Origin of the sequence: Achromobacter sp. SLBN-14 (assembly GCF_006715415.1) — a bacterium.
Taxonomy (GTDB): domain Bacteria; phylum Pseudomonadota; class Gammaproteobacteria; order Burkholderiales; family Burkholderiaceae_B; genus Achromobacter; species Achromobacter mucicolens.
In genome coordinates this window covers 2,310,666-2,331,639 of record NZ_VFNE01000001.1, presented here as the reverse complement: position 1 = coordinate 2,331,639, position 20,974 = coordinate 2,310,666, and the positions used below count along the sequence as shown (strand labels likewise).

17 protein-coding genes and 2 pseudogenes are annotated in these 20,974 nt (G+C 58.9%); 14 read left to right on the top strand and 5 right to left on the bottom strand.

What is annotated here, in order from left to right; translation table 11 throughout:
• Positions 1-116 precede the first annotated feature (116 nt).
• The 7 genes and pseudogenes from FBY20_RS10610 to FBY20_RS10580 all read left to right on the top strand — a co-directional run bounded on the left by FBY20_RS10610 (position 117) and on the right by FBY20_RS10580 (position 10,131).
• Positions 117-1,142 (top strand): IS110 family transposase, encoded by a 1,026-nt coding sequence (locus FBY20_RS10610; RefSeq protein ID WP_142052012.1) that lies wholly within the window; start codon positions 117-119, stop codon positions 1,140-1,142.
• 329 nt (positions 1,143-1,471) lie between these two features.
• On the top strand, positions 1,472-1,798 hold the full coding sequence (locus tag FBY20_RS10605) for a hypothetical protein (protein ID WP_142052008.1): 327 nt from the start codon (positions 1,472-1,474) through the stop codon (positions 1,796-1,798).
• A 55-nt stretch (positions 1,799-1,853) separates the two neighbouring features.
• Positions 1,854-2,465, top strand: coding sequence for a class I SAM-dependent methyltransferase (locus FBY20_RS10600; protein ID WP_142052005.1), 612 nt, complete (start codon positions 1,854-1,856; stop codon positions 2,463-2,465).
• Between the two features lie 349 nt (positions 2,466-2,814).
• A pseudogene (locus FBY20_RS10595) lies at positions 2,815-3,264 on the top strand (transposase); the annotation flags it as partial.
• Between the two features lie 1,086 nt (positions 3,265-4,350).
• Positions 4,351-5,643 (top strand): hypothetical protein, encoded by a 1,293-nt coding sequence (locus tag FBY20_RS10590; RefSeq protein ID WP_142052002.1) that lies wholly within the window; start codon positions 4,351-4,353, stop codon positions 5,641-5,643.
• A 5-nt stretch (positions 5,644-5,648) separates the two neighbouring features.
• Entirely contained in the window at positions 5,649-7,952 is a 2,304-nt protein-coding gene (locus FBY20_RS10585) for a hypothetical protein (protein ID WP_142051999.1), read from the top strand.
• 853 nt (positions 7,953-8,805) lie between these two features.
• Positions 8,806-10,131 (top strand): hypothetical protein, encoded by a 1,326-nt coding sequence (locus FBY20_RS10580; RefSeq protein WP_142051996.1) that lies wholly within the window; start codon positions 8,806-8,808, stop codon positions 10,129-10,131.
• Between the two features lie 527 nt (positions 10,132-10,658).
• On the opposite strand, the pseudogene FBY20_RS10575 reads toward FBY20_RS10580, so the two are convergent.
• A pseudogene (locus FBY20_RS10575) lies at positions 10,659-12,102 on the bottom strand (IS1182 family transposase).
• A gap of 403 nt (positions 12,103-12,505) precedes the next feature.
• Here FBY20_RS10575 and FBY20_RS10570 point away from each other — a divergent pair.
• Positions 12,506-12,838: a hypothetical protein gene (locus tag FBY20_RS10570; RefSeq protein WP_108696629.1), complete on the top strand. Its 333-nt coding sequence runs from the start codon at positions 12,506-12,508 to the stop codon at positions 12,836-12,838.
• A gap of 100 nt (positions 12,839-12,938) precedes the next feature.
• On the opposite strand, the gene FBY20_RS10565 is transcribed toward FBY20_RS10570, so the two are convergent.
• Entirely contained in the window at positions 12,939-13,676 is a 738-nt protein-coding gene (locus tag FBY20_RS10565; protein WP_142051992.1) for an anti-sigma factor, read from the bottom strand.
• On the bottom strand, positions 13,673-14,188 hold the full coding sequence (locus FBY20_RS10560) for a sigma-70 family RNA polymerase sigma factor (protein ID WP_217284666.1): 516 nt from the start codon (positions 14,186-14,188) through the stop codon (positions 13,673-13,675). The genes FBY20_RS10565 and FBY20_RS10560 overlap by 4 nt, the downstream gene beginning before the upstream one ends.
• Before the next feature lie 271 nt (positions 14,189-14,459).
• Here FBY20_RS10560 and FBY20_RS10555 point away from each other — a divergent pair, with 271 nt between their 5' ends.
• Positions 14,460-15,611, top strand: coding sequence for a catalase family peroxidase (locus FBY20_RS10555; RefSeq protein ID WP_369818601.1), 1,152 nt, complete (start codon positions 14,460-14,462; stop codon positions 15,609-15,611).
• Positions 15,612-15,613: 2 nt separating this feature from the next.
• Positions 15,614-16,177: a cytochrome b gene (locus FBY20_RS10550; RefSeq protein ID WP_142055884.1), complete on the top strand. Its 564-nt coding sequence runs from the start codon at positions 15,614-15,616 to the stop codon at positions 16,175-16,177.
• A 68-nt stretch (positions 16,178-16,245) separates the two neighbouring features.
• On the opposite strand, the gene FBY20_RS10545 is transcribed toward FBY20_RS10550, so the two are convergent.
• Positions 16,246-16,668, bottom strand: a complete 423-nt coding sequence (locus FBY20_RS10545; protein WP_056327787.1) for a hypothetical protein — start codon at positions 16,666-16,668, stop codon at positions 16,246-16,248.
• A gap of 15 nt (positions 16,669-16,683) precedes the next feature.
• A complete protein-coding gene (locus FBY20_RS10540; protein ID WP_142051986.1) occupies positions 16,684-17,058 on the bottom strand; it encodes a glutathione S-transferase N-terminal domain-containing protein in 375 nt (124 codons plus the stop codon).
• 277 nt (positions 17,059-17,335) lie between these two features.
• On the opposite strand from FBY20_RS10540, the gene FBY20_RS10535 reads away from it, so the two are divergent.
• The 4 genes from FBY20_RS10535 (at position 17,336) to FBY20_RS10520 (ending at position 20,962) form a co-directional block, all read left to right on the top strand.
• Positions 17,336-18,412: a hypothetical protein gene (locus FBY20_RS10535; protein WP_142051983.1), complete on the top strand. Its 1,077-nt coding sequence runs from the start codon at positions 17,336-17,338 to the stop codon at positions 18,410-18,412.
• A gap of 79 nt (positions 18,413-18,491) precedes the next feature.
• Positions 18,492-18,920, top strand: coding sequence for a VOC family protein (locus FBY20_RS10530; RefSeq protein ID WP_142051980.1), 429 nt, complete (start codon positions 18,492-18,494; stop codon positions 18,918-18,920).
• Positions 18,921-19,009: 89 nt separating this feature from the next.
• Positions 19,010-19,546 (top strand): GNAT family N-acetyltransferase, encoded by a 537-nt coding sequence (locus tag FBY20_RS10525; RefSeq protein WP_142051977.1) that lies wholly within the window; start codon positions 19,010-19,012, stop codon positions 19,544-19,546.
• A 165-nt stretch (positions 19,547-19,711) separates the two neighbouring features.
• Positions 19,712-20,962, top strand: coding sequence for an IS256 family transposase (locus FBY20_RS10520; RefSeq protein ID WP_142051401.1), 1,251 nt, complete (start codon positions 19,712-19,714; stop codon positions 20,960-20,962).
• The last annotated feature ends 12 nt before the right edge of the window (positions 20,963-20,974 follow it).

Genomic DNA, 20,974 nt, shown 5'->3' with positions numbered 1-20,974 from the left:
AGGGTTAGAAGGTAGTGAATGCAGGGGCCGCGATTATGCGGCCCTAATGAGATGGTCAGCCCGATCCCCACGAAGCGGTACGCTGAGTGGGGATTGTTCTTTCTGGGAGACCTCTCATGAGCACCGTCACGCTGATTGGCATCGATCTGGGTAAGCATAGCTTCCATCTGCACGGGCAGGATTCTGCCGGCAGGATGGTGTTTCGCAAGAAGTGCTCTCGCCAGCAAGTGTTCACGTTGCTGGGTAATAGCCCGTGCAGCACGGTGGTGATGGAGGCCTGCGCAGGAGCCCATTGGATGGCGCGCCGCATCCAGGCGCTAGGCCACCAACCCAAGCTGATCTCCCCACAGTTCGTGCGCCCTTTCGTGCAGGGCAACAAGAACGACTTTGCCGATGCGCAGGCGATCTGCGAAGCAGCCTCGCGCCCGAGCATGCGGTTCGTGTGCGTGCGCAACGAGGCTCAGCAGACCGTCTCGGCGCTGCACCGCGTCCGAGAGTCGCTGGTGCGCGAGCGCACCGGCGTGATCAACCAAGTCCACGCCTTTTTGCTGGAGTTCGGCATCAGCCTGCCGCGCGGCCAGGCGATCCTGCGGCGCCTGCCAGCGGTGTTGGCCGAGCATGAGCTGCCGCCCCGACTGGCGGCATTGCTTGAACGGCTGCAGGCGCACTTCAAGTATTTGGACGAGCAGATCGGCGAAATCGAACGCGATTTGTGCCAGCAACTGCGCGAGGATGAACGCAGCCAGCGGCTTCTGGAGATCCCCGGCATCGGGCCGATCACCGCGAGCGCGCTGATGACAGAATTGGGCGATGCGCAGCAATTCGGTTCGGCCCGCCAGTTCGCCGCCTCTGTGGGTCTGGTGCCACGCCAATACAGCACTGGCGGTACGCCTAAGCTGCTGGGAATCAGCAAGCGTGGCGACAAGAATCTCAGGCGGCTGTTGGTGCAGGGCGCACGAGCGATCATGCAACGCGTAGAGCGGCGCACGGATCGGCTGGGCGTCTGGGTGCGCGAGCTGCTGGCACGACGCCACTCGAACGTGGTGGCCTGCGCGCTGGCCAATAAATTGGCGAGGATAGCCTGGGCCATCCTCGCCAATGGAACGAACTACCGAAGTGAGCAGGCTGTTAGCGCAACCTGACATTCATCACCGTTTTACGCAGTCACTTCCTGGTTTTGCGACGCGAGTACGTGAAGACATAAACGGCTCAACGGCCTGGCAAGAAACCTGGTAAAAAATTCAGCACCTGGATGCTGAGGCCCTTTTGAGGTTTGCCGGGCGCGACTCTCATCATGGAGCGGGGGACCTGTCCCCAAACGACTCCGAATAGATTTGAGCAAAGCCCAATTTACGCCAACACAAACCCGCTTGCAAAAATCGGGCTGACCATAGATGTTTTTTTGAGTTGATTGGATCGCGGTTGGGATTGGGTATGCGGCCGCGGGTCGGGGCACGGTTAAGGGAATCGAATGGACGCGAAGGAATTTGTCGACAACTGGAATGCGCTGCGGGGTGAGTTGTTGGAGACGTTCATGGCGGCGGATGGCGGGAGCGCCGTCGCGGCCAAGGTGCGGGGGTTGGGGTTGTCGCCGGAACAGCTTGAGGGTGTGCGTGGTGTTCTGGATCTGGCGCTGCGGGACACGATGTATTCGCTGCTGCTGGGGTTGGATGGGGCGGCGAGTATCGGGGATAGGCAGGAGCAGTTCACTATCGCGGGCGAGGATGGCGTGGTGATTGAGGATATTGAGTCGCAGGCTTGGGAGTGCTTTCATGGGGACTCGGGCGTTTGCGGGTGATTCGCTCGATTCAAAAGGCTCGTTTTTCTGTGGTCGCCGTTACGGGAGTTTGAAGATGTCCAAGTCGCCTGCTGATGACGTGGTATCGATCTATCGGGAGCATGCCGATGCGTTTGTGCGGCTGCGTGGGATGGGGCTGATCGAGCGCGCATGGTTGGATGCGTTTCTGGCGCTGCTGCCGGGGGCAAGTCCGCGGGTGCTGGATATTGGGTGCGGGTTTGGGGTGCCGATTGCTCAGTATCTGATTGAGCGTGGGTGCCGGATCACGGGTGTGGATACGTCGGTGCCGTTATTGAACCGGGCGAAGGCTGCGTTTCCTGAGCATCAATGGGTTGCTGGGGATATGCGCAAGATGCCGGTTGTGGGGCCGTTTGATGGGTTGATCGCTTGGCATAGCTTTTTTCATTTATCGCCAGAGGATCAGCGGGGGATGTTTGCGGAGTTTGGACGGTTGGCTGCGCCGGGGGCGGTGTTGATGTTTACGAGCGGGCCGGGGTTAGGTGAAGCGATTGGGGAGTTTGAAGGGAGGCCGCTGTATCACGGGAGTTTGGATGGGGCGGAGTATCGGGAGTTGTTGGGGGTGAATGGGTTTGAGGTGGTGCGGCATGTGGTGGAGGATGCTGGGTGTGGAGGGGCGACGGTGTGGTTGGTGAAACTGGAGCAATGACTCGCCGGCAACTCTTAAGGGCAAGGTCTGAGTGGAACGTGCGGCGGTGTTCGTCAGTCTGATATCGGGTCTACAGAATTCATGAATGACGAGGGGCCCATTGCCCGGCTATATGATCGATTCGCTTCCGGCGGAGGGAGGGAGTGACTCACCATAATGAGCGACACTGAGGGGAGTGTCCGGATTTTTGTGTGCAGGCCTATGATGGTTTTTAAGGAGACCGACCATGGCACGCACCCCGAAGTCCGCGAAGCAGTCCAGCAAGCCGGCGCTGCCGGCCAGTGCTGAGCAGTTGCTCGATGAACTTGTAGCTGGGCCGATGACGGCTGAGGCGGTCCAGGACACGTTCATGCTGTTGAAGAAGGCGTTGATCGAACGCGCGCTGGGCGCCGAGCTGGTTCAGAACAAGGCGGTATATCTGGCGCTGGGCGTGCTGCCGGATGGCTCACGCGAGATTCTAGGACTGTGGATCGAGACCACTGAAGGCGCCAAGTTCTGGATGCGGGTGTTCAACGACCTTAAAACGCGAGGCGTGCAGGACATCCTGATCGCGGTCACCGACGGTTTAAAAGGGATGCCGCAGGCGCTTGAGGTCGTGTTCCCGGCCACGACGCTGCAGACGTGCATCGTGCACCTGATCCGCAACAGTCTGAGCTATGCCGGCTGGAAGGAGCGCCGCGCTGTCGCTGCGGCGCTGCGTCCGATCTACGCCGCGGTGAACGCTCAGGCAGCGCAACAGGCGCTCGACGAGTTCGCCTTGAGCCCATGGGGCCTGAAATACCCCATGATCGTCAAGGCCTCGTCCGCCACTGAACGTCTGCGATTGGCGTTAATGAAAGCCTGCTCGGGGTCGCATACGGTCGGCTGAATCGAGCTGCTTTCCGTCCAGGCCACGGCCAACTTCAGTGAGCTAGTCTCAAGTTGAATGAAATCCGACATCCACATCGGAATCCACGCTCGCCGCAGCCAAAGGATGTCAGCGACCTGTGACGGCATCCTCGAACACTCCATATGGCACCGTCCAGCATTGTGTGCAAGTCCCGTCCCATGCGCCGAGCGTGGTGCAGAACGACCTGGGATAGCTCTTGCCCGCCGGCCACAGGAAACGCCCCAAACCTGAGACTGGCGGACGCCCGGCTTTCGACCGTTCTTCAAAGTGTCTTCGCGCGTCGGCAGCCATCTTCCACAAATGTTCTTCACACCCTTTCAGAAGCAGAGGCTTTATAAGCCCCTGGAATGATGATCGCGCGACCTGGTAATCCGCGCGCTCTTCTCCATCCTTAGTCCTCGCGAACCTAACCAGGAAGGGGATTAAGCCCATAAGGCATCTAGACGCGTTATCCAAAGGGCTGCGCATTAAGCTCCAGACCGTGTCTGCCTCGCGCTGCGGCGGTCAGCCTCTGATCGGTGCGCGTCAGCCTGCGCACGCATTGCCCTCTGCGAAAAGTAGACGGTGCCAAAAGTCGCCGCAGTTCCTATCGCGCTAAATATTGCGCCCATCGCCCCTACGACCTCCACCAACGGCCTGCCGAACTTCCCCAAAGCATCAACCAAGCAGGCCAACCAGGTAATAGGGAGCCGGCCAGAAAAGCAATAAGGAAAGGAAAAAATCTAATACCAACACAATGCCAGTCAGTTTTGCGCGCCATCTTTATTGTCATGTCGTATTTACCCGGGCGCACGATAGCTGCTATCTGCCTGGGTCTTGCTGTGAGAGGCAGAGTAAGTGAGGATCTAATGGTGCGGCACGCACGGCGGCGTGGAAGTAACGCGCGTGTCTCGCTGGTTCCTTATTAGATTCAAATTATCGGTACAATCAGTTGCAATCGGCCGTCGCCTATGCATCCCATGGGTGCCAAGGCGAAATGCTTACAGGAAACGAACGATGAAGATGCCTGAGCCCGACATCGAGAGTATTGAGCGAGCGATCGTAGCCTTGTCGCATGAGGGCGACACTGAAGAATTGACAATTCCTGCGTCTGCACCCGGCGTGACCGCGTTCTGCGCGGAAGCGGCGCTACTTCAGTTCGTCGTCACGTGGTCTCGCGCGACCAGTAGCGGAGGCACCGTAGTGTTCTCCTCATTGGACGCTCGTCCCGAAGCCCTCCAAGTCCAATTGCGCCGGCAGCTAGGCATACCCTATTTCGTTGCAGCTTGGGTCCTTGCGGGTCGGCTGCGTGACCGGCACCACGAACTCTTGAAGCGGCGGGAGGCCAAAGGCTATGCCGACTTTCTCGACGCGATGGACGCGTTCGAGTTTCGCGACACCCATGACACCCCGGAAAGCCGCGCAAATCTGGTCTGCGTACAAGGCGGCAAGCGCGAGTTTATTCGTCCCTTCTACGAGGCCCACAAGGGCAATTGGCGGGTCAAGCGCGAGGGCGATATTCGGGTCGTGATCCAGGACATCCTTGTCCAACTTGCGCCGCATTGGCCTGGCAGCTACTTGAGGGAGGTGTCGGAATCCCTGGCACATCTCGTCCGGGAGCTCGTCGAGAATTCCGATTGGTGGGCCCGCGTGGATCATCGCGGTGTGGAGTATGCCAAGGGGATTCGCGCTGTCACGTTCCGACTGGTCGATATCGACAACGACAATCTGCCATTGTTTGCAGGTCAAAACACGCACCTTCACAGCTATCTGCAGCACTGTTTGATCGGCCACGAACGCAGTCGGCAGGAGGCGCCCAGTTCCAACCCAAATATCATTCGTCGATTGAATTTCCTTGAACTTTCGATGGTGGACTCAGGGCCGGGGCTGGCTCGTCGATGGCTTGCCAGCCGTCCCGAGAATAAGCGGTCTGTCGAACGACTCGACGAAATCAGCCTCGCAGAGGAGGAAGACGCGGTCATCGAGTGTTTTAAGAAATGGAAGACGAGTTCAGGCAACACACTGCGTGGTGTCGGCTTATTCAGCGTCGCCAGTCTGTTACGCAAACGTCGGGGCTTCCTTCGGCTACGCACGGGGCGGCTTGGATTTCTATTCGGTACGCAGTCTGCGATAAAGGACGTCGAGACGCAATTGATGCGGCACACCCACTTATCGGAGTACGTCAAACTCGAAGACGGTACCCATGTTTTCCTGCAGGACGGGAAGATGATCTTCTTTCTGAGGCCATGGTCCCACAACGAACTGGCCCCCGTTGAGGGCACTGCCTACTCCATACTTCTTCCCGTCTGAACGATATGCTATTCATTCCGTTTTCCGGTTCGACGTTGCTTGCCAAGGAAGCGCTTCTTCTCTTCGTGGGCTCGGACACCCCTGGCTGGATAGAAATCAAAGACAATTTCAAGGAGTGGGCAGAGGCCAATGTAGTGCCGCCGGAGATCTTCGTGCTCGCCTGCGTTGAGTCTGCCAAAGCGTTGTGCGAGTCCGCGGCAAAAGAGCCTGATAGTCAGTCTGCGCTTGAGGTGATGCGCAAGCTGAGTAACGTCCGATTGTTCGAATACACCGGGGACGGTCATGTCGCCCACGTTGAGAAGGAGGATGCGAAGCGATTGGTAGTCGATGGCGTGGTTGAACTGCTCGGACCTGCGGTTAACAGTCTGATTGCCACCCAGCTGACGGCCGGCAATGTGGTGACTCCTGCCCCCCAAGGCTTCTATTTTTCAAAGCTCTCTGATCGGTATTCTTCCCACTTCATTCGCGCCGAGGGCTTGCTAAGCTGCTCTGATTCGATCGAACTGCTTGCTCTACGTCTGCTCAAGCCATTCGGCGACTACTGCGACACGCTAGCTGATGGCAGGGTACGCATCCTGATAGATTCGATGGTCATTTGGCCGTTGGCCCAAGCGCTCGTATCCATGCGGCGCAGCAAGGACCCAGCACGCCGGTTTGTTGTCCAGAGCTTCCGCTCCTATGAAGGACTTGAAGATGATGGCATCCAATCAGGAGCAGCGTTTGTCATCATTTCGGCGTCAACGTCTGGCGGGCTTGCGAGACGCCTGTTGGACAAAATCGGGCCGGGCCACATTAAGTTCCAGACGGTGCTCGGTTTGGAACCGGCTGAGTCTAAGGCCGGCGCCGTTGGTACCGGCAAGGGAGTGGAAGACTATCTCTTCGTTGTTCCGCGCCAACTCTCTGGGGCGCCTTCGCTTGAAGGGCTGCGCGCGCAATTTGAGACCGATATCGCAGCGCTGCCACCAGGCAATGAATCCGTGCGCATCTTCGGCGAACGATTCTTCAATCAGAACTTCCGACCCCGCCCCGTCCGTCTCGCGCACGCTGCACTGAAAGACCAGCGCAAGGAAAGGCTCGCCCAGATTGCGAGTGACCGACTTGCCCTGGCGGCACGCCGCCGCCTTGATACTAAGTCGTATTGGTCAGTATCCTTCGATATTGCTGCATTGGTCGATCGGTATTGCGTTGACAACCCGAGCGGCGAATGTCGGATGCGGAGCTGGCTCACAAACTATGCGGTCCCCGGTGACGCCGCAGTCGTGTATCCGGTCGATACGCTCGAGAAGGGCCGCAAGGACGAGGGACAGGCAAGGCGCATGGCGGAGATTGTTCAGGACATGCTCCAAAAGCGTTCGCCGTCGGCCAGCATACGCGTATTGAACAGCGCTGAATTGGATGCCCCGGCAACCGAGCTGGTCCAGTTTATGCGTCAGGCCGGCGTGGTGGTCGTTGCACCGGTCGTTGGCAACGGTTTCATCCTCAAGCAGATCAGCGCTGCTCTGCGTGCGGTGCAACCCAAAGGTCCGCGGCTGTACATCGCATTGGCTGCATTGCCCGAGAGCCAAGCGCGGCTGAAGGAGCTGGGGGATGACCTGCAGTCGAACGCCGACGAACGGGCCTACCATTTTAAGCACGCCTTCGCCTTGCCAATCGGGAAGCTGGACCAGAACATTGATTGGCTGCGCGAGTTACAGCTTATAGATGGCATTGTGGACGTTTGTGCGGAGCGTGGCATTGACGTCCCTGCGCGACTTCACAACCGTCTCATCGGAATTCGAGCCGGCGACGGGCTGTCGGGCGAATTGACCTTCCTGCCGTCGTTCGCCGGCAATGCGTTGGCCATGTCTCCCGGGTTCTTGTTGTGGAAGATTGGCACGCCGATCGCTGGGGATGACCTCGGCGCCAGCGTCCTAATGACCGTCGCTGCGTTCCTCGAAGCTTGCCGATCGGCCGAAACCAAGAATAGCGAAACGAGTCTTGTGAGCGGCTTGTTTCAGCAGACCCTCATTGCTCCGGCAAACTTCACACGCTTCAATGACCCGGCGATTCAGGCAGCGCTCCTGCGGTCCGCCTATCGGTCGGAGTTGAACTTCTCTTCCTGCCCGGACATGAGTAGCGACATGCAAAGGCTGGTCCTGCGATTGATTAGATTACATGATGCCCCTGCCGGAGAGGCTCTGCCGGAGTTCCTTCTCGCGCTTGCAATGGGTCGGCTCACGTTGCATCGCGATCATATGGAAGAGTTACTGGCGGCGGCCACAAAGTTGCCTGGATGGCTAGCTGTTTTGGCAGAAGAGATCAAGCACTGAACCATGATTGCCGCGGGATTTGTTGTCTGGCTCTCGTTGCAAGCGCAGGGCCAGCCCTCGATTGGCAATTTCGCCTTGAGGCGGCTACGGATGAAGACCGCACATGTAGGCCGGTTGCCAAGACACAATCGCTATTATCGCCGGTTGTGGAATCGCTATCCTCTTCTCGCGTGGCCCTCTTCGACTCTCTCACCATCAATCGTTCGAGGTCGGTCGCATCCAAGTGAGACGGCAGGACCCTCCAATCGAGCTAAGGTTTTCTGCTCATAAATCGACAACAATACGAACTGCCTGCGAGTTCTGAAGAAGTTCGCAGGATGTTCATGGGGCCTCCTCTACTCTTGGAAGGTTGAGGATGCAATGGACCCCATAAAGGAGGAGAACGGGGCGTTTCACACGATCCCGGGAAAGTATGAGGGCGGCGCTCTTTCCAAGAAGTCGGGACGGTGAGAGATAACCGTTGTTAAACGTCCGTTTTCCGCGCTTTCGACAGGCCGCAATGGGTCGGCACCAGACATCGAGCAGAGACCGCTGCCTGGCACAAGGAGACATCCGGTCAACGCTTTTGCTGAAGCTGATCCCTATACTATGGATGACCTAATTCAACACTTCCCTAAAGAGATCAAGCGGTCATGGGAAACTTGACAGTAATTTCGATCGTTTCAGGTTTTGCATCAGCCGCGGCTTGGATCTACGCGAGCCAGGTAAAACCAATAGGCCTTGCTAATATTTCCATCAAGTATTCTGAAGGTAGGGATGGACACCGATAAAAATTCAATCCAGCCGATGCTCAGGCGCAGCTGATTTTAAACGTTAGGTCAATACTGGTTTTTTTGTGTAAGAGTATTAAAAAATGGCAGAAAATCTAGAGCTGCATGAAATCGTCGACGACTACATCCATAAATTGGAAGCGCTACATGAAGTTATTCCCTATCAAATGTCTATGGCTTCAGTTCTTGCGCAAAAATCGGCGAAACAGCATAAGAAATTCCTAGATGAAAATGCAGAAAAAATAGAAGAAGACGATGACACGACATCCTACAAGTTGGATTTTAAGATCCTACGCAGATCTTCTAGGCTAGGTCGCCGTAGTGATAGAGCAAAAACTGTACTTGATCTTCTTCCAAGGAATTTCGTTGTTTCCTTTGTTTCTGAATATGACTCTTTCCTTGGGCAGTTAATAACAAAAATTTTGCGCTTTAAGCCTGAAATTATTGATTCAAAAGATAAGTCCATATCTCTTTCGGACCTCGTTAACTTGGGAAGTGTAGAAGCTGCTAAAGATAAAATATTCGCTAAAGAGGTCGAGTCGATTCTAAGGTCCAGCCATGCCGACCAGTTCTCTTGGATGGAGAAGGCATTTGATATTCCATTGACGAAAGGACTCGAATCTTGGCCGGCGTTCATCGAGCTAACAGAAAGGAGAAACCTCTTCGTTCATTGTGACGGGGTCGTTTCAGAGCAATATCTAAGCGTATGTAGAAAGCATAAAGCACAAATTGCCCCTGAAATCGTAGTGGGGACAAGGTTGCAAGCTGAAAAGAAGTACCTCAAGCAATCTTATGAAGTTTTATATGAGATCGGCATAAAGCTGTCTCAGGTCCTGTGGCGAAAGCTGAGTCCTAGCGACCTCGAAAAGGCTGAAACAAGTCTGTCCCATTTTACCTATGAGCTGTTAATCGAGGAAAACTATAGTTTGGCGAAAAATCTACTTGATTTTGCTTGTTGTACCCTAAAAAAATGGGACTCGGAAGGAAGTCGATTGGTGCACGTCGTCAATCGCGCATTAGCATATAAATTTTCGGGCAACAACGAAATGTGTCAGAAAATTTTGGAGTCGGAGGATTGGTCTGCATGCGGAGACAATTACCAGCTGTGTGTTGCCGTATTAAAGGACGATTTCGAGAAAGCTAAAAGGTTGGTGCTCAGAATTGGGGCAGCGGGAAGCGTTGGCGAAGTCGACTACATTGAGTGGCCATGTTTTAAAGATTTCCGGACTTCGGATGAATTTATTTCCGCATTTACTGAAGTATTTGGTTGCCCGCCAAGCACAATTGAGCAAGTGGATAATGATAATTTAGAGGTAACATTACTGGATGATGAAAGCCATAGGGGCGACGGCAATGAGAACGAAGAGGTGGAGAAGTCGGTTAAGAGTGCTACCCCTAATCAACAATAGCAAAAAATTACAGTGGGTAAATTTTTGCTACGCATTAATTTTCCGCTGAATTGGGCATTAGCCCGCTTTTTATTCGCGTTCATTTCAGCCCATGAGTATCCAAAAACGGCATTGACCTTCTCAAGCGTTCATCCTCTGGGTGTTGGGCGTTCGCGCGGGCTTTGCCTGCGGGGGGTGTGTCAGCTTCAAGCCTTTTTAACCGCTATCCCTTTCGCAGCAAGCGCTAGCAGCTCTTGTTTTTGTAGTGCGTGGCCTGTATGGCACTTTCTTTTTTTCGCTTTGGGTCTGACCCGGCGTTCAAGCCGGCCCGCCTGCGGCGGTAGGCTTAACCTATTCGTTAGTATTTAGCGGTCTCCTTAAGGTCGAGGCTGTGTGAAAACGCTTTTCGTCCTGCCAGCTACAGCGCAATAGCCTGGTCCGCATCACTTTGGGCGTTCTTCGCTTCGATTTTTCGAGGCGGGGCTCACTCAAGGCCGTTTGGGCGGCCCGGATAGGGCCTGAGGTGCGTTATGGGTCACATGAAGGGCTCAGCTGCCCATCGCCAGCACCGCTTTCATGGTCTGCTGGTAGCCCAGGATTTGCATGACCCGCTTGAGGTTATAGGCCAGTACATTCAAGCTCATTTCCGTGCTCACATTGCTCAGCGACGAGTTAGGAAGTGCGTATAGCCCATCCAATGCTTGAACGTGCCGAACACATGTTCCACCGTGCGCCGCCGCACCTTCATCGCATCTGGCATTCGGTCTAGACGGCGCTGCGCCGCCTCAAGCACGGCCTCATGCTCCCATCGACTGATGCGCCGATACGCGCTAGGTGTGCATCGCTCCTTCATCGCGCAGTGTGGGCAGGCACTACTCCAGTAGCGCCGCAATTGAAGACCATTTCCTCCCGCGTAAACCGGTGGATGGCGCGCTGGCCCGCAGGGCACTGATACTCATCGTCCTTCGCGATGTAAATGAAGTCCGAATGGTCGAAGCGGCCTTCGGCCTTGGCATTGGAAGTCGTGGGTTTGGGCAAGATCGCATCAATACCTGTCTCTGCACATGCCTTGATCTGAGGCGCGCTGTAGTAGCCGCGATCGGCAATCGCACGCAGTCGCTTCTTGCCCATCGCCTCCCGCGCGGCTTGTGTCATCGATGCCAATGAGTCCCTGTCATGTCCTCGTTTCGTCACTTCGTGCGCGACGATCAGATGGTGCTTGGCTTCGACAACCATCTGCACGTTGTAGCCGACCATCCCCGAGCCCAGGCCGCTGGTGGCCATCGAGCGGGCATCCGGGTCGGTCACCGACAACTGACCGTCTGGACTGTCTTTGAGCCTCTCCTTGACGTCATCCAGCGCGCGCATTTGTTTGCGCAGACGTTCGATTTTGTCATTGAGCCGATTGGTCCTGGCCTCGATCTCGACAGGTTGCGTTCGGTCCGCGGTGTCGAGCGCCGCCAGATAGCGGTGGATGCTCTCCTCAATCTGCTGCTGACGTTTGTCTATCTTGGCAGCCGTGAAGTTCTTGTCGCGCGTGTTGACTGCCTTGAACTTGCTTCCATCAACGGCAACCAGGGCTTGGCTGAATAGCTTGAGATCTCGGCATACGGCAACAAACCGCTGGCAAACGTTGCGAATGCCCGACCCATTGTCACGACGAAAATCCGCGATGGTCTTGAAGTCTGGTGCCAGACGGCCGACCAGCCACATCAGTTCGACGTTGCGTTGGCACTCTCGCTCGAGTCGACGACTGGACTGGACCCTATTTAAGTAGCAGTAGATGTAGATCTTCAGCAGCACCGTCGGGTGATACGACGGGCGGCCGGTAGCTGCTGGCGCCGTCTTATCAAATCCCAGCGATTCCAGGTTGAGCTCGTCGACGAATGCGTCGACTATGCGCACCGGGTTGTCGTCGGCGATGAAGTCATTTAGGCATTCCGGGATCAACGCTACCTGCTGCCGGTCCTGACCTTCGATGAATCGGGGCATGTCGACTCCCGGGATCGAGATACCAAACTCTATCTAGATCACCGTAGCGGCGTCAAAGAGTTTTCACACAGCCTCGGTCGATAGCCGACATTGGAGTTGGTCATCGCACTGAGCTAAAACGGTCATCGTCCTTGTTTTCCACTCAGATCCCTGCCGTATACTCCCCCCACTACCGCAACAACGGTAGTCCGGTTTGGAAGCCGGTTAGCTATAGGCGGGCAGCCGCCGCTAAGGCGGCTTATTTGCGTCCGCGCGTCTCTGTACGTCCCTATGGACGGGCCTTGGCGGGGGTGCGCTTGCGCACGCCGGGTCCTATAGCTCCGGTCTTCCAACCTCGACTCGTGCCCGTCCTCCCCATTTGGAAGTGGGGTGCGGGTTTGTTCGCCGCTATAGGAGATTGTCCATGACGCAGCACTCCCTTACCCAAGACCCCTGGTTCGTCGACTCCAATCCCGAACTTGGCCTGATTCCCCTCGCCCACCTCTACAACATCGACCGCGCACGCTATGCCATCGCGTCGATCGCTCGCCTCGTCGGCAACAGCGCCTCCGAACCCGACGCCACCGGCGCGCAGCCGCTGGACGCATGGATGGTGGCCGCGTTGTTAGGCGGCGTGGAAGGATTGTGTGAGCACATGGGCGTCATGACTGAAGCCATGCTTGAAACGGCACGAGCTTGCGCACAAGACACCGATAGCGCGGATCCCACGCATGACGCACCCGCGTCGATTCAATAAACGCAAAAACGGCTCGGGCGGGCCGCGATATGCGACGCGCCCGAGCCGTCCGAATTTGACGAATACCTACGCGAATCGAGGTCTTTAACTTACCCGGCCGTCACGACGCACCAACCCGCGCTGCCTGACCGCGCCCATCCCTCGCCGTCACCAACGCATAGTTATACCCCTGCCCCGACCAATACCGCGCCACCAGCTCGCCATCCCGCCGGCTCCCTTGCGCCAGAAACTGCCCGCCCGGCCCAGGCGGCCGAATATAGAACGTAGCGCGCTGCTCCGCGTTTTCATAGATAACAAGCGCAGCCGGCCCCTGATCGGTAGCCAACAATCGCGCGCCGACAGGCCTAAACCCGCTATCGCTCAAATTAGGCAACCGCTCGGCATGCGCAAAATACGCATCCAGCCACCCCTGCAAATCCCCAGCATCCGCACGCACATCCGGCTGCGGCGCATCCGCTGACGTAAACAACCGATAAGCCTGCATCGCATCCTGCATCGGCAACACCCGATTCGCCAAGGCCGTATCGCGAGCACTCCATCCCGTGACGCCGCCAATCACCACCGCCACAACCAGACTAGCCGCCATCGCCATCCGCCGCCGCGCGCGAACGCGTAGCCCCGCACGCACCGCAGCAGGATCCAACGCAGGATTACCCGGCAAACGATCCCCGCCAGCCCCTTCCCGCAGCCGCTGCGTATCCCGACGCCAAGCCTCCAGCTCCTGCGCCTCATCAGGATGCGCCCGCAAATACGCCTGCAGCTCCTGCAATTGCGAAGGATCCAACTGTCCGTCCACATACGCATTACGCGTCAGATCATCGATAGAGCGTTCTTTCATTTCAATATCCTCAGGCGAGCCTCGCCGGCCTGCCCCTCATGCAATTCACGCAAGGCACTCCGCGCGCGGGACAGGCGCGACATGACGGTGCCTAGCGGTACGTCCAAAACATCGGCGACGGCCTTGTAGCTCATGCCTTCCACGCTGACGAGCCACAGCAGCGTGCGCTGCGCTTCGGGCAGGCGTTCGAAGACATCCAGGGAAGATCGTGCGATGACCTCGCGCTCGGCCGACGGCGCGGCGGCGTCGGAACCGGCAAACCATGACAGCAGCCGCGCATAGCGGCGCGAGCGGCGTTGGGCGTCCAGGAATTGGCGGTACAGGATGGTGAAGAGCCACGCGCGCACGTCGCCTTGCGGACGGCGGCCGCGCCAGCGGGTGAGCGCTCTTTCCAAGGTGGATTGCACCAGGTCGTCGGCCGCGACCGCATCGCGCGTGAGGCGCAGCGCAAAACGCCGCAGGCGCGGCAGTAGCTGGCGCAGCACGGCGTCGGATAGTTCTTCCGCTGGCATCTCGTCGTCGGGGGATGCCGGCGCGTCGGGCGGCACGCGGACCGGTTGAATCATGGCGGGTTCCTGGGACAGGCCTGCGCAACCAGCTTACAGGTCAATGCAGTAAGACGCCGCTCCGGCGGGTTTATTCCATCGGGGAATAACTTTTTTTGCGTGGCGTCCTACAGGGGTATTCATCGCCCCATGGGCAAGGAGCCTTATGCAACAAGGATCTGACCGTAACGGCCCGCCGCCGGGTCAAACGCCACCGGGAAGCCAGCCGCCGGGCCGCCTGCCGCCGAATCGTCAACCGTCGGGTGCCCGCCAACAAGGCGGCCAGTCGCCGGAAAAACGGCCCCAGAAGCCCCGGCCGCTCACCACCCCGCAAACCCTTCTTCGCCTCACCGCCATCGGCGCCATCGTGCTCGCCTCCGGCGCCGCGTTCGCCTACGTGGGTGGCTGGCTCGACCCGCACCGGTTGACCCCCGACCGCATCGTGAACGCCCTGGAAGCCAACAGCGGCATCCACGAGGGCTTTCGCCGCAATCACGCCAAAGGCGTCTGTGTGATCGGCCGCTTTGAAAGCAGCGGCGCGGCGCACGATTTATCCACGGCTGCGGTGTTCGCCTCGGGCAGCACGCCGGTAATCGGACGATTGGCCCTGCCCGGCGGTAACCCTTATGCGTCGGACTCAAGCGTCCCGATCCGTAGCTTTGCCTTGATGTTCACGTCCGCCAACGGCGAGCAATGGCGAACCGGCATGAACAGCATGCCGGTGTTTCCGCTGTCGACGCCGCAGGCGTTCTACGATCAGCAGCTGGCCGGTCGGCCCGACCCCAAGACGGGCAAGCCCGATCCGCAGCGCATGCAGGCGTTTTTCGCGGCGCATCCGGAAACGGGCGCATTCCGCGCGTGGGCCAAGACCGCCAATCCGTCGGCCAGCTACGCGACCGAAGACTATTACGGCCTGAATGCGTTCTACCTGGTCGATGGCAACGGAAAGCGGCAGCCGGTGCGCTGGCAGTTGGCACCGGTGGACGCGGCGGCGGCGCCTGTGGCGCAGCCGGGACACGATGCGGACTACCTGCAAACCGACCTGCAACAGCGCCTGACGCAAGGGCCGTTGCGCTGGCGTCTGCTGCTTACGCTGGGCCAGCCCGGCGATCCCACCAGCGACGCAACCCGCCAGTGGCCGGCGGACCGGCCGACCATTGATGCCGGCACCGTGGTGATCACCAGCAGCGCCCCGCAAAGCGACGGCCCTTGCCGCGACGTGAACTACGACCCGACCGTGTTGCCGCAAGGCATCGCCGTGTCCGACGACCCGCTGCTGGCGGCGCGTTCCGCGGCCTATGCGGCCTCTTATGAACGCCGCACGGGCGAAGGACCGCCTCAGGCCGCCGCTGCGTCATCCCATTCGACCCAACCGGAGCGCGCCCAATGAACATGCAGTCCTATCAAACCCGACGCCTGCCCGCCACGTTCAGCCTATTCGCACGCGCGCTGCATTGGTCGATGGCGGCCGGCATACTCGCGATGCTGTTCATCGGCGTGGGCATGGTGGCGTCGGTGTCCGAGCGGCATCAGTGGCTGGTGCAGATTCATAAGCCGTTGGGCCTGGCGCTGCTGGCGCTGGTGTGCATCCGTCTGGCCAGGCGTGTGTTCAAGGGCGCGCCTGCGTTGCCAGCGGATCTGCCGGCCTGGCAACGTCATGCGGCGCTGGCCTCGCACGTGCTGCTGTACGCGCTGATGTTCGCGATGCCGCTGATTGGCTGGGCGATGCTGTCGGCGGGGGGTTATCCGGTCGTGGCGGCCGGTTGGCAGTTGCCGCCGATTGCGCCTGCGGATGCGGGGTTGTTCAGTTGGCTACGGGGTGCGCATCGCTATCTGGCCTTTCTGCTGTTCGCGACGGTGCTGCTGCATCTGGCCGCAGCGTTGTTTCATGGCTGGGTGCGGCGGGATGGCGTGTTGGAGTCGATGACGCGGGGGCGTTCGGTGTCAGCACGCTGAATCGGGAAAGGGGCCATGCGATGCAATCTTCATGGCCCATGTGACCCAAGCGCCGGGGTGACACGGATTCAATTCGGATTCCACGTCACCCCATCCTTCGTCCGATACTCCGGCGTGCCCGTGCAGCATCCCCCCGCCCCAAGCGCCTGCCGGCCAATGAACGCCGTGACGCCGCCCTTCTCTTCCGTAAGCGACTGACGCAAGCAAGACGTCGGCAACGGATAGAAATCGCCCTCCAGCACCAACGTCCAGCTCACGTTCTCGCCTTCAGCGGGATCGACCCGATACACCTTGCAGTTATGCGCAAGCAGATGAATGGGCTTTCCCGCAAGCACGCCCTTGAACTGATGTTCGGGCGGCGCTTCACGCGTGGCGATGGTTTCGGCAGTGAGTTTGGATCCGGCCGGCGGGGGCGGCAGCGACGGTTCGCATGCGGCGAGCAGGCTGGTGGCGCATAGCGCAATGGTCATCCGAATCACGGCGGGCATCATGATCGTGCGGCTCAATCAGGCGACGTTGGCAAACCGCTTTTCCAGGTACGCGATGATGTCGTTGGACTCGTACATCCAGCGCGTGCCATCGGCGTCTTCGATGCGCAAGCAAGGCACCTTCACCTTGCCGCCGCCCGCCAGCAACGCGGCGCGCGCTTCGGGGTCGTGCTTGGCATCCTTCAATGCGACCGGCACGTTCAGGCGATGCATGGCGCGGCGGGTCTTCACGCAGAAGGGGCAGGCCTGGAATTGATACAGCGAGAGTGCGGCGGCGTCCGCGTTGACGGCGGCCTGGCCTTGCGGCGAGCGCTTCTGCGGACGCGGACGGGTCAGTGCGTCGCCCAGGACAATGATTTGACCCAGGCCGACACGCAGGGCTTTGACGAGCATGGATGTGGACTCGGAATGTTGAAGAAGGCTGCCAGTCTACTCTGAGCGGCGACGCCGACGCTGACGGGCCGTCTACGAGGCAGGCACATGGCCCGCCACCGGCATGTGGCGGGAGGTATCCCGCGACGTGATCAGGAAGCGGATGCCGCTCGTCCCATCGCGTGAATGTTCGCCGCGATATCATGCCCTGGTGTCTTCGCCCCGGGGCCGTGTTCAGCCGCAGGGGCAACAGACGCCGATAGGCTCAACAACCAATCTCATAAAGGAACGAAGACCGATGACGCTGTCTCGCCGCGTGCTTGCCCTTGTATGCGTGTCCGCCCTGTCCGCCCCGGTTGCCGCCTGGGCGCAGTCGACAAACGATAAAGCGACACAAGCCGAGGCGGCAGCCATGTGGAAGCGGCATCTTGAGAACACCGACAAGCTGTTCGACCAAGCCCGCAAGGACATGGCGATCGTGGTGATCCCGACCGTCAATTTCGATGCGGGACCACCGCGCAACTTCGACGATGCGGACACGCGGGATCAATTCACTCGTCAGCGCAGCACGCTCCTGCATTGGCAGCACAAGACCGAGAAGGGCTTCGCGATGACCGTGGGGCAAGGCAAGCACAAGTTTGATTTCTCGGACACGGGCCCGCTGTTCCAGACGACGCGCGGCGCATTGGCGTATCAAGTGATCCCGGTGTGGCCCGGCGAGTACCGGCTCAGTCGCATTACCTACCACCAGCCGCGTACGGCGTTGCCGGACTCGGACGCGCGTGCAAAGTCGATGGACTATCAGAAAGACCTCGGCATGGCGACGCTGACCGAGACGCCGGATATCGACTTCAAGAAGGATGGGCCTTGGACGCCGATCACGCCAAGCGAGGACGGGCTGGGCGCAGGCTGCGAGGTCACGTTGCGCATCGGGGACGGCTGCAATGAGGCGGCGCGGGAGTATCGGTGGGTGGAAGGGGCCAAGCGCGCGTTCCACAACCGCGAGGCAGAGATGTTGCCCGTCGCCGGCGTTGACACGGAACTGCTCTTTACGCCGTTGGCCACGATCACGCTGAAAGCGGGCGATGTGGTGCTGATGGATGGGTACAAGATGCCGGACGATCAGCCGGTCATGGTCAAGGATTCTTGCGGAGTGTTGGCGCGGGAATGGGTGTGCTTGCTGGAGTCGATGACGATGGAGCGTTTGCCTGCCAGTATTGAGGATTTTCGGAAGGCGCCTTCTGCTGCCAGTTTCCAGCTGCCGAAGCTGGATGCCGCGTTGAAGGAGTTGGTTTATCGGGAGCCTAAGTATTACTTCGAACCGGCGGCCGGGGCGGCGAATCGGTTTGAGATGAGTAAGGAAAGCTGGAAATAACGCAGTTGTGGTTGGCAGGGGCTTCCATGGCCCGCTGGAGTCAAGGGCGATACGATGGCCCGAATAAAAAGGAGAGACGATGGAAGATAAATCGTACCGAGCACGCATGGTCCCTGAGCTGATGGTTAAAGACCTCGCGCGTAGTCGGCAATTCTGGATCGACTTGTGCGGCTTCGAGGTCGTCTATCAGCGCGAAGAAGAGGGGTTTGTTTTCCTTGACCGCGAGGGTGCACAGTTCATGCTCGAAGAGGTCCGCGGCGACGACGGCTGGATCACGGCACCGCTTGAAGCACCGCTGGGTCGTGGTGTGAATTTCGAGATCAAGGTGAAGTCGATCGACGCTCTGAGCAGGACGTTACGGGATGCCGCTTGGCCTTTCTACCGGGAGCCCGAAGAGCGATGGTACAGAAGCGGAGAAGTCGAGATCGGCGTGCAGCAGTTTTTAGTGCAAGACCCTGATGGCTACCTTTTGCGCTTTTCCGCTTGGATTGGAAATCGCCCTTTTTAGGTCGCAAGGCGCTACATCTAAGGCGCTATCGCTGCATTAAATTTTCTGGTGCTGATCACAGGCAGGACGACTCAACAAGGGAGCGATTGATGCGAATCACGGCGGCCCCAAGCTCTGGCCACCCGGCTGTCGTGCTACGGCAGCTAGAGCGATCCGACGCGGACGATTGGTATGCATATCTTGCCCTGCCGGCGGTGTTCCAGCATACGAGCTGGAATCTGGATTCGGTCAGAGACCTTTCCCGCTTGTTCGACTTGTTTGACTCCACCTCTGCCGATTCGGAGCGGCGGCTAGCTATCGTCGACAGGCTCGACGATCGGCTAGTCGGGACAATCGGCTTTCACACGATATCGAGCGCCAACAAAACTGCCGAGATCGCCTACGACGTTGCCCCGTCCCATTGGGGATTAGGTGTCGCGAGCGCCGTATGCGACGCGGTTACCCGGTGGGCCTTCTCAACATACGGCTTCAACCGTGTACAGGCTACGGTCCTGCACACCAACGCGAGGTCCGAGAGCGTTCTCAAGCGTTGTCACTTTCACCGCGAAGGACTTCTGCGCTCTTACCGGATGGTTCGAGGAACGCCAGGTGACTTCGTGCTGTATTCGAAGCTGTCTACTGATTAGATGGAAAGCTGAACGACCGCTTGGCGCGCACAGCGACCGTTGCATCTCAGCGCGGAAGTTCTCCGGCCTAAGATTCGCCCGGGGCTGTCGGCTGTGTGGACAGCACCGCCGGGGAGTGTCATAAATTTTGTGTTTGGGGCCTAACATGTTGCTCAAGGAGCATGTATGGCTACCAAGAAAAAAACGCCGCTGAGGGAACTGCCGGCGATTCCAGCAGAGTTGGTTGATCAATTCGTCAAAGGCCCTATGACCGCCGAGGCGGTGCAGGACCTGTCGATGGCGTTCAAGAAGGCGCTGATCGAACGGGCCCTGGGAGCGGAATTGGGCCACCACCTGGGCTATCCGGCGGGCGGCGAGCGCCCCGAGCAGGCCACCAATCAACGCAACGGCAAGAGTTCCAAGACAGTCCTGACCGATGACGGGCCGCTGCGGGTGGAGATCCCACGCGACCGCGATGGCAGCTTCGCTCCGATCCTGATCCCCAAGCACGAGCGCCGCTTTACCGGGTTCGACGACAAGATCATCGCCATGTACGCCCGCGGCATGACGGTGCGCGAGATCCAAGGGTTTCTGCTCGAGCAGTACGGCACGGAAGTCTCGCCGGAGTTCGTCAGCTCGGTGACCGACGCGGTGATGGACGAGGTCACGGCCTGGCAAACGCGGCCTCTGGAGACGATGTATCCGGTGGTGTTCTTCGACGCGCTGCGGGTCAAGATCCGCGAGGACGGCGTGGTGCGCAACAAGGCCGTGTACTTGGCGCTGGCGGTGTTGCCAGACGGCACGCGCGACATCCTGGGCCTGTGGATCGAGCAGACCGAAGGTGCCAAGTTCTGGATGAAGGTGTTCAACGAGCTCAAGACCCGCGGCACGCAGGACATCCTGATCGCTGTCACTGACGGTCTAAAGGGCATGGAGCAGGCGCTGAATGCGGTGTTCCCGGCCACGACGCTGCAGACTTGCATCGTGCACCTGATCCGCTCCAGCCTGGAATACGCCAGCTGGAAGGAGCGCCGCACGGTGGCTGCGGCGCTAAGGCCGATCTACACGGCAGCGACCGTGGAGGCAGCGCTGGCCGCGCTCGTGCAGTTCGAGCAAGGCCCTTGGGGCCAGCGCTACGCCCCGATCGCTGACGCATGGCGCCGGGCCTGGGACCGTGTGATCCCGTTCTTTACGTTCCCACCGGCGATCCGCAAGGTGATTTACACCACCAATGCGATCGAGAGCATTAATGCCCAACTGCGCCGCGCGGTGAAAACGCGAGGTCACTTCCCAAGCGACGAAGCGGCCACCAAGCTACTGTGGCTGGTCTTGCGCAACATCACCGGGGCCTGGGGCAGCGCCACGCACGACTGGAAGGCCGCTATGAACCAGTTCGCCGTGATTTATGCAGAACGCTTCACTGACCCGTATCGCTGAGATAGCATCCAT

Bases quoted from the DNA above. Each gene is read 5' to 3' on its own strand.
- FBY20_RS10550 (WP_142055884.1), top strand. From the start codon at position 15,614: ATGCAGTCCTATCAAACCCGACGCCTGCCCGCCACGTTCAGCCTATTC.
- FBY20_RS10525 (WP_142051977.1), top strand. From the start codon at position 19,010: ATGCGAATCACGGCGGCCCCAAGCTCTGGCCACCCGGCTGTCGTGCTA.
- FBY20_RS10520 (WP_142051401.1), top strand. From the start codon at position 19,712: ATGGCTACCAAGAAAAAAACGCCGCTGAGGGAACTGCCGGCGATTCCA.
- FBY20_RS10585 (WP_142051999.1), top strand. From the start codon at position 5,649: ATGCTATTCATTCCGTTTTCCGGTTCGACGTTGCTTGCCAAGGAAGCG.
- FBY20_RS10580 (WP_142051996.1), top strand. From the start codon at position 8,806: ATGGCAGAAAATCTAGAGCTGCATGAAATCGTCGACGACTACATCCAT.
- FBY20_RS10545 (WP_056327787.1), bottom strand. From the start codon at position 16,668: ATGATGCCCGCCGTGATTCGGATGACCATTGCGCTATGCGCCACCAGC.
- FBY20_RS10610 (WP_142052012.1), top strand. From the start codon at position 117: ATGAGCACCGTCACGCTGATTGGCATCGATCTGGGTAAGCATAGCTTC.
- FBY20_RS10570 (WP_108696629.1), top strand. From the start codon at position 12,506: ATGACGCAGCACTCCCTTACCCAAGACCCCTGGTTCGTCGACTCCAAT.
- FBY20_RS10530 (WP_142051980.1), top strand. From the start codon at position 18,492: ATGGAAGATAAATCGTACCGAGCACGCATGGTCCCTGAGCTGATGGTT.
- FBY20_RS10560 (WP_217284666.1), bottom strand. From the start codon at position 14,188: ATGCCAGCGGAAGAACTATCCGACGCCGTGCTGCGCCAGCTACTGCCG.
- FBY20_RS10535 (WP_142051983.1), top strand. From the start codon at position 17,336: ATGACGCTGTCTCGCCGCGTGCTTGCCCTTGTATGCGTGTCCGCCCTG.
- FBY20_RS10590 (WP_142052002.1), top strand. From the start codon at position 4,351: ATGAAGATGCCTGAGCCCGACATCGAGAGTATTGAGCGAGCGATCGTA.
- FBY20_RS10600 (WP_142052005.1), top strand. From the start codon at position 1,854: ATGTCCAAGTCGCCTGCTGATGACGTGGTATCGATCTATCGGGAGCAT.
- FBY20_RS10540 (WP_142051986.1), bottom strand. From the start codon at position 17,058: ATGCTCGTCAAAGCCCTGCGTGTCGGCCTGGGTCAAATCATTGTCCTG.
- FBY20_RS10605 (WP_142052008.1), top strand. From the start codon at position 1,472: ATGGACGCGAAGGAATTTGTCGACAACTGGAATGCGCTGCGGGGTGAG.
- FBY20_RS10565 (WP_142051992.1), bottom strand. From the start codon at position 13,676: ATGAAAGAACGCTCTATCGATGATCTGACGCGTAATGCGTATGTGGAC.